Source organism: Methanobrevibacter sp. (assembly GCF_045603845.1).
Lineage (GTDB): Archaea > Methanobacteriota > Methanobacteria > Methanobacteriales > Methanobacteriaceae > Methanocatella.
The window spans coordinates 1-12,957 of the sequence record NZ_JAZUMY010000082.1; the positions used below are offsets into that span (position 1 = coordinate 1).

Annotated in this window: 16 protein-coding genes and 2 pseudogenes; 10 read left to right on the forward strand and 8 right to left on the reverse strand. The window is 34.6% G+C overall.

The features are described from left to right. The 6 genes and pseudogenes from ACKI2W_RS07765 to ACKI2W_RS07790 form a co-directional block, all read right to left on the reverse strand. Window positions 1-400: pseudogene (locus tag ACKI2W_RS07765) on the reverse strand (IS5/IS1182 family transposase); the annotation flags it as partial. An 801-nt stretch (window positions 401-1,201) separates the two neighbouring features. After that, complete coding sequence (locus ACKI2W_RS07770; protein ID WP_407380877.1) at window positions 1,202-2,200, reverse strand: NADP-dependent oxidoreductase; 999 nt, start codon at window positions 2,198-2,200, stop codon at window positions 1,202-1,204. A gap of 10 nt (window positions 2,201-2,210) precedes the next feature. Beyond that, entirely contained in the window at window positions 2,211-2,594 is a 384-nt protein-coding gene (locus ACKI2W_RS07775) for a winged helix-turn-helix transcriptional regulator (RefSeq protein ID WP_407380879.1), read from the reverse strand. 136 nt (window positions 2,595-2,730) lie between these two features. Then, window positions 2,731-3,360: a DUF2115 family protein gene (locus ACKI2W_RS07780; RefSeq protein WP_407380881.1), complete on the reverse strand. Its 630-nt coding sequence runs from the start codon at window positions 3,358-3,360 to the stop codon at window positions 2,731-2,733. After that, a complete protein-coding gene (locus tag ACKI2W_RS07785; protein ID WP_407380883.1) occupies window positions 3,299-3,766 on the reverse strand; it encodes a DUF2115 family protein in 468 nt (155 codons plus the stop codon). Before ACKI2W_RS07785 ends, ACKI2W_RS07780 begins: the two co-directional genes overlap by 62 nt. A gap of 139 nt (window positions 3,767-3,905) precedes the next feature. Next, a complete protein-coding gene (locus ACKI2W_RS07790; RefSeq protein WP_407380885.1) occupies window positions 3,906-4,487 on the reverse strand; it encodes a TMEM175 family protein in 582 nt (193 codons plus the stop codon). Window positions 4,488-4,620: 133 nt separating this feature from the next. Here ACKI2W_RS07790 and ACKI2W_RS07795 point away from each other — a divergent pair, with 133 nt between their 5' ends. The 10 genes from ACKI2W_RS07795 (at window position 4,621) to ACKI2W_RS07840 (ending at window position 11,583) form a co-directional block, all read left to right on the forward strand. Continuing rightward, window positions 4,621-4,974, forward strand: a complete 354-nt coding sequence (locus ACKI2W_RS07795) for a winged helix-turn-helix transcriptional regulator (protein WP_407380886.1) — start codon at window positions 4,621-4,623, stop codon at window positions 4,972-4,974. A 9-nt stretch (window positions 4,975-4,983) separates the two neighbouring features. Beyond that, window positions 4,984-5,862, forward strand: a complete 879-nt coding sequence (locus tag ACKI2W_RS07800; RefSeq protein ID WP_407380888.1) for a radical SAM protein — start codon at window positions 4,984-4,986, stop codon at window positions 5,860-5,862. Next, window positions 5,862-6,395, forward strand: a complete 534-nt coding sequence (locus ACKI2W_RS07805) for a flavodoxin family protein (RefSeq protein ID WP_407380890.1) — start codon at window positions 5,862-5,864, stop codon at window positions 6,393-6,395. Before ACKI2W_RS07800 ends, ACKI2W_RS07805 begins: the two co-directional genes overlap by 1 nt. A 159-nt stretch (window positions 6,396-6,554) precedes the next feature. Next, window positions 6,555-7,358 (forward strand): hypothetical protein, encoded by an 804-nt coding sequence (locus ACKI2W_RS07810; protein ID WP_407380892.1) that lies wholly within the window; start codon window positions 6,555-6,557, stop codon window positions 7,356-7,358. Between the two features lie 13 nt (window positions 7,359-7,371). Further along, on the forward strand, window positions 7,372-8,181 hold the full coding sequence (locus ACKI2W_RS07815; RefSeq protein WP_407380894.1) for a hypothetical protein: 810 nt from the start codon (window positions 7,372-7,374) through the stop codon (window positions 8,179-8,181). After that, window positions 8,174-9,583 carry a phage terminase large subunit gene (locus tag ACKI2W_RS07820; RefSeq protein WP_407380896.1) on the forward strand — a complete coding sequence of 470 codons (1,410 nt, stop codon included), beginning with the start codon at window positions 8,174-8,176 and terminating at the stop codon, window positions 9,581-9,583. Before ACKI2W_RS07815 ends, ACKI2W_RS07820 begins: the two co-directional genes overlap by 8 nt. A gap of 60 nt (window positions 9,584-9,643) precedes the next feature. After that, complete coding sequence (locus ACKI2W_RS07825) at window positions 9,644-9,985, forward strand: ArsR/SmtB family transcription factor (protein ID WP_407380898.1); 342 nt, start codon at window positions 9,644-9,646, stop codon at window positions 9,983-9,985. 11 nt (window positions 9,986-9,996) lie between these two features. Beyond that, window positions 9,997-10,374 (forward strand): putative zinc-binding protein, encoded by a 378-nt coding sequence (locus ACKI2W_RS07830; RefSeq protein ID WP_407380900.1) that lies wholly within the window; start codon window positions 9,997-9,999, stop codon window positions 10,372-10,374. Window positions 10,375-10,377: 3 nt separating this feature from the next. Then, on the forward strand, window positions 10,378-10,773 hold the full coding sequence (locus tag ACKI2W_RS07835; protein WP_407380902.1) for a hypothetical protein: 396 nt from the start codon (window positions 10,378-10,380) through the stop codon (window positions 10,771-10,773). Then, window positions 10,774-11,583, forward strand: coding sequence for a 4Fe-4S dicluster domain-containing protein (locus tag ACKI2W_RS07840; protein WP_407380904.1), 810 nt, complete (start codon window positions 10,774-10,776; stop codon window positions 11,581-11,583). Between the two features lie 46 nt (window positions 11,584-11,629). Here the strand turns inward: ACKI2W_RS07840 and ACKI2W_RS07845 are convergent, their stop codons facing one another. Both ACKI2W_RS07845 and ACKI2W_RS07850 read right to left on the reverse strand, forming a co-directional pair. Then, entirely contained in the window at window positions 11,630-11,947 is a 318-nt protein-coding gene (locus ACKI2W_RS07845; RefSeq protein WP_407380906.1) for a hypothetical protein, read from the reverse strand. Window positions 11,948-12,303: 356 nt separating this feature from the next. After that, window positions 12,304-12,957: pseudogene (locus ACKI2W_RS07850) on the reverse strand (hypothetical protein); the annotation flags it as partial.

Genomic DNA, 12,957 nt, shown 5'->3' on the forward strand with positions numbered 1-12,957 from the left:
TATCGCATTCTACAGGTGTTGCATCAGTAATATAAGTGTCTTTTCTTCCTTTATGTGGTTTAAAAAACTTTCTGAGTATAGAATTAACAATATAACAAAATGTTTCTGGGTCATTTCGGCTTAAGTACTCATAAACTTGAGATTCATCCGGAACCTGTGAAATTCCTGCAAATTTTCTAAGCTTAGAAGACCTATTTAACTCACTAACAACATCAGAAATCTTATAATTAAAAAATATATGCATAAAAAATATTTTTAAGTAAATAACAAATTTTGAACGATTTTTAATACCATTGCGATTATATATGTCTTTTACTTTTTCGTTTTCGATAAATTTAAATACTTTGCCCAATAGAATAAATCTAGGGTCGTATTTGTCATAATTTAATCCTGGTTGCATTTAGAATCACAAATAAATATATGTAACTCATTATTAATAAATTTTATGATTTATCATGACCCTATATGCTTATTAATATAAAATTAGCCAACTCTATACAAATTGAGGAAGTTATGAATTGTAGTTGGCGAAATAAATAATGGTTTATGCTAGTTTCAAACATGAATTTTCTAGCACCCTATGTTAACAATTGTCCATAATTGACATGTAATTTTATCCTACACTTTTTTAATTCTGTCCGACACTTTTCGTATCAAATGCTCATATAAAAGTTGGTCATAACAAATATATTAAATTTGTCAAAATGGGACAATGATACGGTTGAGCATAGGGCATTTTAATATGAAATTTGGTCATGAAAGTATATTAAATTAACATCAATTATGTGGATTGATTTTGGGTGGTGATGTTGAGGGGGGGTTATAATGGATTATGTAAATTATGAAGTATCAGCTTACTAAAAGTAAGGGGTCTGATTTTCATAAGGTTACTGGTTTTTCTTGTGACAATTTACATAATATTATATTATCTTCACTAATGATAAATATCGCCTTTGTTCGTATATTTTCAAATGAATAGAAAATCATATGCTTACCTAAGAAAATGTAGTGAATATTTTTAAAAGACAAGTTCACAATTTATGAGAAAACATGATGTTCCAACGCCAATATTTCCAATGCTACAAACATAATGTATGCAAATTAATGTAGAAGTTTCTAAATCTGCTTAATGGATAAAGATACGGCCAGTGATATTATAAATCACATATTTAGGATAGTTTGTATTCATTATCTTGCCATATTATATTTTTATCAGGGTTTTACCTTTAGATCCTCCATTGTCCACTTTTTTAAGAGCTTTATTGATGTCAGATAACTCATAGATTTCATCAATTGAGGGTTCTATCTTATTTTCTTCAAAGATTTTGGATATTTCAGTTAATTGTTTGCCATTTTCATTAACAAAGAGGAAATAATATTTCTGATTTTTCTTTTGAGCCATTTTATCAAATTTGCGACCAACCATTCCAAATAATATTTTTTTAATTGAAGATAAACCCATTCTCTGAGCAAATTCCTTATTTGGCATTCCTTTTAAGGAAACAAGAGTTCCACCATGTTTCAGTATTCTGAATTCCTTTTCCAGTTCTTTTTCACCAATAGTGTCCAATACATAATCTACGTCGTGTAATATTTGCGAGTAATCCTGAGTCCTGTAGTCAATGAATTCATCCACTCCCAAATCAGTCACTCTTTGTTTGTTTCGTGCACTTCCGCTTGTGAAGACATTAAGACCTAAATGTTTAGCGATTGGAATTGCCATAGCTCCAAGACTTCCAGTGCCTCCGGAGATAAAAATACTCTCATTTTTATTAATTTTCATCAAATCAAAAGACTGAAATGCTGTTAAAGCAGTCAAAGGAATGCATGCTGCCTGTTCAAAACTTAAATAGTCGGGAATTTTTGCAAGTGCGGTCTTATCAACTGATGCAAATTCTGCAAATGCACCGATATTATCTAAAGGCATTCTTGAATACACCCTATCACCTATATCAAATTCTGTTACATTTTCCCCAGTTTTTTCCACAATGCCTGAAAATTCATTGCCCATTATTAATGGAAGTTTGTAGGGTGTTATCATTTTGACTTCTCCACGGATAATCATGTTATCTAGAGGATTAACGCCGGCAAACATAATCTTTACTAAAACATCATTCGGACCAATTTCAGGAACCGGAACCTCTTCAATACGAATTTCACTGCTTTTTTTATCATATTTTTTTAAAATAGCTGCTTTCATTAATTCACCTTTAAATTTTCAATAATTCGGCATAATAATCTTTAAACATGGCAATAATTTCTGAATCTTTTTCATCACCGCATTCTAATTCGTCCAAACCAAAAACTGCCATTTCATATAAAATCTTATTTAGTCTGGATCCTTTTTTTGTCAAATGGTATTCAGTTAAATTCTTTTTGGTGCCAACAACATTCTTCTTTACAATAAGACTATTGTTTTCCATAAATTTCAACGTGTCTGTCAAAACGGTGGCAGATAAATTGGGATGATCTTCTTTAAATTCTGAAAAATGTTTTTTTCCGGTAAACATATCTCTAATCAATACGATAACCCATTTTCGATTGATTAATTTAAGTGTATTTTCAATAGGGCAAGTAACTAAATCTTTTGTCAATAATTATCACCATGATTAAATTATAATATTACATTTGAAAAAATTGTTATAAATAATTCATAGTTAGTGCTGACTAACTTCAAAAGTGGAAAGTAAATTTCAAATATCAAATCGTTAGTGTTATTGTGGTTTTGGCCTAAAAATCAAGCTGTTCTGCGAGGCAGATATTGCATACTGCATTTGGCGTGTCAATGTTTGCATCCTTTACTGGACATAGGAATGCACCATTTTTTTCTTCAACTTTCAGTGACCCTGGGAATGGTGTGCCTACAGGATGAATGGGCTCTTCTAAAATGAATGTTGTATAAATTGAAGAAATTTCAAAAATAAGAAGCACTTTGGGTTTACTCTCCCGTATCCCGGTTTTATAATGTAATCTTAAAATTTTAATTGCTTCACTGAATGATTCCTTGTCAATATCTTGAGTATAAGAATTGTTGTCGTTTGAAATGTCCTTGATACGCAATAGGAATGACTCAATATATGATTTTTCACTATCTTTTCTGTAGTTTTCCTGAACATATCTGTTTTCTTTTATAACCTGTGAGGAAAAGTCCATCATATCAAATACTGAAATGCTTGACGAATATTTTTTCAGAATTTCCAAAACCGAAAATGATTTGATGGCGTTATCTTGTGAAATGAGATTTGAAAGTTCATCATACATCTCCATGCAGCTGTCTGACATTTCATATACTCCCTGGTTAAAATCCGAATGAATATCCTGCATTTTTGCAAACGCAATAGCTGCACATGGAGTTTTCATCCCTGATGCTCATGATTCTGGTTTTGCATTTGTATTCCCCGTTTTCTAAAAAGACTTCATCTTTTGTAGGGTTGTCTCCAAATGGGTGGAGAGGTTTTTTAGCCATTAGTGCCAGATATAGTGAGATGTATTTTGTAAATTCTCTTGTTTGCTCATCTCCTCCGGCATAAGTGTCAAAATAAAAATCAATGTCATTTTTAAGGTTTTCAATAACTCCGTCCTTAATGTCATAGTCTTCATCGATATCCAGTGCAAATATTTCATCCCATGTTTGTGAATTGTATTTGGCTAATTTTTTAGTCAGCGGATCTTTATATCTCTCATCTGTAACTTTGTTTCTGAGATATTCAATAGGATAATCTTTTAGATTTTCTTTAATTTCTTCATGCAATTCTGTTGCTTTCATAATTTAATTACTATATTTGATTAAGTATAAATGTTTTCATTAATCTAATGAACTATCCATGTAATTGAAGCAGAACAGCAGGTTGGTGAGAGGATTTTTTCTGATAACGGTAATGATGCATAATTACGCTTCAATCCTTTTAACTTTTTAGGGAAGCTATTATTGACCTTACCATAGTTATCAAGCAGCAGATGCTTATTGCAATAGGATATCCTAAAAAAGCAATAACGAATCCAACTAGGAATATTACAAAAGGAGTATACAGAGCTGTTTGAATATTCATCGCTCTTTTTATATAGTCCTTATTTTCCTCATTAACTTTAAGCAATGACCTTGCCATTACAAACAGTATTATATCAACTGCAATAAAGTCCAGACCATACAGCGCCTGAGGAATAAATGAATTGGGATTGTTTGCCACAAAAGTTGTAATATAGGGAACCAAAGAGAAAACAAACATCAATAAGATATTCAGCCAGATTATCCGAGTGTTTATTTTATCAACATGATTATAAATCAGATGGTGGTATTGCCACAGGTTGGCACACACTAAAAAACTTATAAAGTAAGCAAAATATGATGTTCTTAAAGCCCAGATGGATGCAAGAGATGCAGTTGCAGGTTGTGGCAATTCTAAAACAAGTACAGTTACAATAATTGCAATTATTGCGTCATAAAAAGCTTCCAGCCTATTTGTATCCATCAAGTTTTTCATATCCATATTAAATTATTTTGATTTCATCATATTTTAAATATTTTTATTGGAATGTGTGAAAAATAGTATTGTCATATTACCTGTAGGTAAGTGCTATATATATTATTGATGTTTTAGAAAAATATTCATGGTTATTATTATGAATATGTGCGATAATCCAACAATGGATGATTTGAATTTTATCTTAAAAAAGAAATGGACTTTTTGCATTTTAGCTGAGCTGCATCTTGGAAGTAAACATTTTCAGGATTTTACCAGTAATCTGCCAAATCTGTCTACAAAGGTTCTTCATCAGACATTAACGGAACTTGAGGAAATAGGTCTGGTCAACAAAATAACGATTCAGGAAAAACCGAAAGTGACCGAATATTCATTAACCGAGAAAGGCAAACTTTCAAAAAACTTGATTAAGGAATATTATGGATATATTGCACTCATTTCATCGGATTCAAAAGATGAGGAAGAAATCCTTAAGAGAATAGAAAATTTGTAGGTGTCAATAATGCATTATACTGGAACCGTTTATAGAAATCCCTATGCACCTCCCTCTCCACTTCTTGAAATAACTCAGGGATGCAGCCACAATAGGTGCAAATTCTGCAACATGTATTCTGATGTTAAATTCCAGCCATCTCCAATGGAATGGATTGAGGAGGACTTGGCTGAAATTAAAGCATTTTACCCCGAAACAGATAGGCTGCAGCTTTTAAGCGCAGACCCTTTTGCATTAAGCTTCAGCAGGCTGAATGAAATCTGCAATCTGATTCATAAGTATCTGCCCAATATCGAAATCATGACAATGGCGGCAAGGGTTGACAACATCATGGATAAAAGCGTCAGCGAACTTAAAACCCTTAAGGAAAAGGGAATCGTCGAATTAAATCTGGGGGCTGAAAGCGGTGATGATGCAACCCTTAAAAGTGTAAACAAAGGATATGAATCCAAAGACATTCTGGAACAATGTGAAAAGCTTGATAAAGCCGGAATTGATTATTGGCTTACATTCCTGAATGGCGTAGGTGGCGCGGAACATACAAAAGACCATGCATTAAATTCCGCAAAAATATTTAGCCAAACCAATCCCACTGTCGTTGGAACAGGTGGACTGGTGTTATTTGAAGGAACCGGACTGTTGGCTCTTTATAAAAAAGGAAAATTCAATCCGCTAAGTGAAAAAGGATTGATGGAAGAGCTGAAATTATTCATTGAAAACCTTGATTATGACGGAAGGTTCATCACTCACCACACATTTTCAATGGATTTGAACAATTCCGATTTCAAGAAAAACAAACAGAAAATCTTAGAAAGACTGCAGTACGGCATTGATAACTTGGATATGGATCAACTGGCAGATATAAGGAAAAATAAGAGAGGATTATAATGGATATCGTTGCAATAATGGGATCACCCAGAAAACATGCAAATACCGACATGCTATTGGATGAAATGATTAAAGGAGCAAAGGAAAACGGACACGATGTTATCAAGCATTACATAAGTGATTTGGATGTTCATCCATGCAGGGGCTGCGGAGTTTGTATGCAGGGAAAGGACTGTGTTTTTAAAGATGACGGATTTGAGGTTACACATCAGATTGCTGAAGCTGAAGGTCTGATTGTTTCAACACCAATCTATTTCGGGCAGATGACAGGTGATTTAAAAGTTCTACTTGATAGAATGTATGGAATCACACACAATCCTCTGATACCATTAACAGGAAAGGTTGCACTGATATTTACGCATTTGGGTCCTGAAGGCTACTATGATTCATATATCGAACTTACTAAAATCCAGCCGTTTCAGATGAACATGCACTATCAGATAGTGGATGTTTTGGATGTCGGAAGTTTGGGGGATGTGCGAAACCAACAAAATAAACTGATTGAAGCCTATGAAATCGGGAAAAAATTTTAAGCGATTTTTAAGTTTTTTTTTTAAGTCTGAAAAATTTTATAGGATTATTTAATTTTATTTATTCTTTTTTTTAATCTTAGTTTTTATTTATTGAATCCTATAATTTTATTACTTATTTTATATAAAAAATATAATAAATAATATAATAAAAAATATGAAATGATTATTATGGGAATCACTGATTATATCAAAACAAGATTATTGAACAACCGTGTAGAGCAGTACAACACCAGGCGCAGCTATTGGGGAGAAAATGAAAGACAACCTAAAACTGATGAGATAAATACTGGCCTTGACTTGCCGGATGCACTTCCGCCTGTAATTAATAAGACCATAGCTAACGCTCGTTATGCTGTTAAGCTTGACGGTTACACTTCAGGTATATTGAAAAACAGAATTGATAAAGCTAATGTTAATATGGTGCTTGTTGATAAGGAAAATAAATTATCTCAGGAGCAGAAACTTACATTAATCCTTTGGGCGAGAAAAATCGACATTTCTCAAGTAGCTAAAAATATTCTGCAGGGAGGAATGGTTGATGGTGAAGGATTGATTAAACCTGTAGAGAGATGGGATAAATCTATAGGCAAATATGTCAAACCGATATTTCTTGAAATCGGTGCTCACGGATACGGACTTAAAAAGGAATTCAATGATGACAATGAAGTGCAGCTATACTTACATGAAATGCCAAAGGATGTTGTCAACGGATCTCCGGAGGATTTCAACAATTTCATCAGCGCAAGAGTTGAAATAACACTCAAAAAAATAGTAGAAGAATCTAGTTTTACCCACAAGGATGCATACGAACTCGGAGCAATGCTAATAGCTATCGGCGATGCTCAGGAAACCATAACACAAATACACAACAATCCCAATTATGAAAGAATCATGAAACAAAGGGAATACCAGTTAATTGAAGAGAGAAAACAGGAACTTGAAAGAGAATTAAGGGATTTATAGGAGAACCATCACCATGAGCCGAGTAAATTCAGATATTCATTATTTTCTAGAACAGCACGAACAGGAAATCATCAACTGCTGCAGGAAGGCAATGAGCAACAAGGAAATCATAGAATTATTAAAAACAAAATACAACCGTGAAGTTTCACTTACAACATTTAAAGAATTCAAAGCAGGATTGAAACTGACAAAAGGAGATTTCCTGGAAACACTTCTGGATGAAATCCAAGTAATGAAAACTCAAGGAGCAACAGATGAAAGCGTCAGAAGATGGCTGGATGAGGAACACAAATTTGAAGTAAGCAGAGCAACATTTTCCAGATTCAAAAAGAAATACAATTTAACTGATAATGATAAAGATCCAAGAGCAAGGGAAAAGGAAGCATTAACAAACAGAGCCATAACACAAAAGCAGATTACTGACAATAACGTTTACGAGGACAATATTGATTTAGCTATTGATTCCATTCTTCAGCAACAGGTCACAGACATTAAAACCGGCCTTGAAAACTTGGATAAGATTACCAAAAATGCAGTTGGCCTTGAAATTGACTTTGAAAAGCTGGACCAGGAAGTAAGATACAATGCCAATGAAAAAAGCCTTGCCAGATACTTAATCGACATTACCGAATTAAAAATAAGGTACCTTGAATTATCAGTCAAAGCATTTGAAGCCAAAAACAGATTATTCAAAGATGAAATGGACAGATTATTCAAAAACAGAGTTCTTGAACTGGAAGATAAGAAGATTGAAATCTCACAAAAAGACATCATGAATGAAATAGAAATCCTCGCAAAACAGATAGATGATAACAATGTATGATGAAAAAGGCGAATTCTATTTAGATGCTAAAGATAAAGCTATTCTTCAGAAGTGTGTATATGAAAATCCATATATTCCCTTCAATCCGTTTCCAAAGCAGGCGGAAATGATTTTAGCAACTGAAAAGGAAGTCCTGATTGGTGGTGCTGCAGGAGGTTCCAAATCAACAAGTCTGTTAATGAGGGCACTGTTCTATGTTCAGGATGATGTTAATGAATATCACGCCCTCATATTGAGACGTACTTTATCTGACTTGAAGCGTAAAGGAGCTTTAATTCACAAAGCAAGTCAGTGGTTAAATCGAAAAGAAATTCAAAATAATGCAAGCATCAAACCAAAGTGGGATGGAACTGAACATTCATGGACATTTCCCAACGGAAATTCACTGACTTTCGGATATTTAAGAAACATCAATGACCTCGACACATATCAGGGTTCCGAATATCAGTTCATTGGAATTGATGAATTAACTCAATTGGAGAGATTCAAATATATCTACATGAGGTCAAGGGTAAGGAAAACAAAAGACAACAAACTACCTATACAGTTAATGTGTTCAAGTAATCCAGGCAAACGTGGAAACAAATGGGTACGTGAAAGATTCATAGAAAAAATTGATACCGATATTCAGGATAAATCACAAATAAGATTCATTAGCTCAAGCTATCTCGATAATGTTTATCTGGACAGAAAAGACTATGAAGAATACCTGATGGGATTAGACAGAGTCACAAGAGAGCAGTTAATGAACGGTAACTGGTATGCATCAGTTAAAGGTCAACTATTCGATGAATCAGACTTCCACTTGATTTCACATGATGAATACATGAAAATACCAATCGTTAAAGTTATCAGATACTGGGATCTTGCTGCAACTGAAGTATTAAATGATGATAAATTAAGAGGAAGTGATCCGGATTTTACAGCAGGTGTTCTTCTTGCTAAAGATTTATCCGGAAATATTTACATCCTAGATTCCTATGAATTCCAACTGGAATCCAGAAACCTGATTAATGAAATCATAAACACAGCCACACGTGACAAGCCAGATGTACAATACATTGAACTTGACGGAAGCACGGGAAAAAACTTCGGATTATTAATCATCGATGAGTTAAACAGAAGAGGATTCACCACAGGAACAGGCAACTCAAGAGAAAATAAAGTTGACCGTGCAAGAAGAGTTTCAGCAGATATTCAAAAGAAAGGAATTTTCCTAGTTGGAAAGGATTCGACCGGGTTCACGAAAAAATGGGCGATGGAATTTCTGGAAAAAATTACAGCTTATCCCAATGAAGCCATTCATGATGACTGTGTAGTTGCATTCACTGGAGCTTATGAAAAGATAACTAGTGAAACCCAAAGCCAAAGAGTTAATGTGGACAGGTGGTATTCCACATGATAATTTTTATAAATAAAACATATCGATACATTTAAATATATCGAAATAATATTATTACATATGACAACTGAAAATAATGATGAAAGCTGTGAGGTATGCTGTTCAGTCGAAGACCTAATCAAGACATTGCCTTCAGATGAAACTCTTGAAGACAATGCTGCGGTACTGAAGTCATTAGCTGACCCAACAAGACTTAAAATAATCTATCTCTTAAAAAACGGTGAGTTGTGTGTCTGTCAGATACTGGAGGCAATCGACAAATCCCAGTCAACAATATCCCATCATCTAAACATGATGAAAAAGGAAGGAGTTCTCTCAGCACGAAAACAGGGAAAATGGATTTACTACAAACTGGCCAATGAAAACATCATTGACAGTCTTGAAGAAATATTTGAAAACTAGTAGTGATAACAATGGCTGAAAAAATAGCTCTGGCTTCATGCAACGGAATGAGCGCCAACGGACTTGTGTCTCGCGTTGCAGTAGGAGACTGCAAAAAGGAAAACCCGAATGTAATATCAATCTGCATGGGATCAACCTCCGCAGACACTGAAGGAAAAAACGATGAAATGCTTAAGAAATTCCCGATTATTGCAATCAACGGATGTGACAACGGATGTGTCAACAAGATTTTAAGCAACCGTGGAATTGAAGTTTCCAAAACCATTGGCGTTGGAGATGTACTGAAAGAACACAAGGCTTTCGCAACAGACCCTTTCAGACTTGACAGCGAAGGGGAGAGATGTGTGGAAATCATTAAAAACAAAATCAATGAAGAATTGGAGGGATGAAAAATGGATTATTTTGATAATGAAATTTGGCAAAAATGGGCGAACAATAACTATGATGAATTCAAGTCACTTAAAAACGGTGCAAAAATGGCAATGCTGTTACCTAACACTGACAACCTAATTGTCCTCACCAAAGGCGATGAGATAACGGTCAGAATTGACGACAGGAACAATTTCGATTTTCCGTTTGCACAAATAGCATTTAAGTTCCAAGATAATACAGTCGATAAGGTACTGAATGATTCAACATTCAAGACATTCAAGAATCTTGCCATGGCCGATGAAATTGGCATACTGTCTTTTGTTGATGAAGGAACCCTTAACAGATTCGATTACAGGTACTTCTTCAAGAAGTTCGGCTTTGAAATAGGTTCCGGATGCAGCTGCGGGTGTTGCTGAATGGCTGACAACTGGAACTTCGATGGACTCATTCAGGATGTTCTGGTCAAATCTACTGGAGGTTCCTGCTGCGCAGACATCACATTTCCCGACACATCAAAAATAGAAAACCCAATAAATCCAATAGATTCTGTTACAAGGGAATTTCTAGATGATTTTGAAATATACCTGAAGCAGTTGGGCGTTGTGGAAATAGCTTACGTTGACGGCATCAGAGAATATTTCATGCACGGCCTTGATTTTGATTTTACCTCAGCTATTGTGTTTTCATATGAAATCAGCCAGCGCATCCATGATGTTGGTGCCGGAGCCAAGGCGCAGGAATACAACAATGACCTCTACAGGGACTTTGGAAACCTTGCATATAAGATTTCAGACTATCTGAGGCTAAGGGGATTTGAAACGTTGGTTGCACATCCCCGTGAAGAGACAATAGACTTTTCACATCTTGCACAAAAGGCAGGGATGGGTGCAATCGGAAAAAGCGGATTGCTCATAAGCCCCAACAATGGACCGAATCAAAAGATAGCCGCAATACTGGTGAATATCAAAAACCTGCCAAAAGCTGAAAGCAATGCTTATGATTGGATTTCCGACTATTGCAACTACTGCAACTCATGTATTCGTGCATGTCCACATGATGCACTTGTTTTAGATAAGAAAAGCAAGACTGTGAGTTTTGTTGAAGATCTATGCATCGGCTGCAGTGAAGGTTGCACTGAATGCATCAAGGCATGTCCATTCTATAAAAAAGGATATGATGCTGTTTTTGAAAAATACAAAAAAATCAAAATGAAATCAAAAAAGTAATGGGAAAATAAAATGATTACAGTTAATCATATCTAGCGACAACATCTTACTGACCTCCCAGAAGTTTCCTTCTACCTTGCCAAATCAATTGGCGCTGCCTTTTTCTTAATTCTTTATACTCATAATACATCTGAGATGTGACATGCCCATGCAGTCTTCGATACTCGTCAATCCTTACAATTTCAGCCTGTACAATAGCTGCTTCTCCTTCATGCCAACAGTACCATGGATGATGACAGGCCACATCATTTTTAAAAGCCAAACCCGTCCTACAATTATTGCAGTAATCCACAAACCACAACTCATCTTCCCGTTCTCGTTTTTCCTTTTTGGCTTCATTTATCTGTTGTTTTATAGACTTCATAACAAATCAAAATTTTAAAAAACCATAAAAACTATTGAGAAATTTTGGGATGGTTTTTTTAAATAGCTTTTAAAATCCTTTAAATTAAAAAAAAATAGCTATCATCACTTTTCAAGATTATGATTTTTTAAAAAACCATATTTTCCCAGGGTATGCGGGAGGCCTTGTAAAGTTACCTCACCCTTATCCTGGAAACTTCAGTTTTTTCATAGGAAAAGCAATAACCAATTCCCACTTAAAATTCTCCAATCAAACTAAATACGATTGTAAGCAGTTTTTTATAAAAACTTTCATCAAAGTTTTTTGAAGTTTACAAAGTTTTTTAAGTTTTTCAGTTTTCATGGTTTTTGCAGTTTTTATGGTTTTTTACTTATCCATGTCGGTTTTTTAACTTCCCTGTCAAAGTTCATGATACTTAACCCCTCAATAAATTTATCTTCCTTCATAATGTCTATTACCCATTCGCCGATTTCATAGCAGATGTTTTCATATATGGAATCGTCAATGTGCTTTAAGTCATAGTTAATTGATGCAACTTCACTTTTGGCCAAGTCATATATATTAGCTCTACCAGAATGATCAGTTACCTGAAGAAATCCTTTGTCTGCCAGTTCATACATGTATTTTCTGACTGATGCCTTACTCAATCCAAGATTTTGAAGTGCGAAGTATTCATTGGTTGTGACTCCCATATTCAGCACTTCCCTGTCCTTGCTTATTTTCCAGTCATCAATATTGTTTCTGATGTCATTTAAAACCTCAACGGCCTTAGGTGACAGGTTTGCAGATATGCTTTCCTTGTACGGTTTTAACAAACTCATGAATTCCTGCACATCAGCAATGTTTGTCAGAATCACTTTCTTGCCGTCAATGTCATAGACTTCATGGTTATAGTAATTCAAGGCAGTTATTGTTTTCAGTATTCCGTTGAACTTGTCAAAATCCCTTTTATAGAAAGCGGAATCCTTGAGAAAGTTAATGACAAAGTAAACATACGGATTTATTATTAC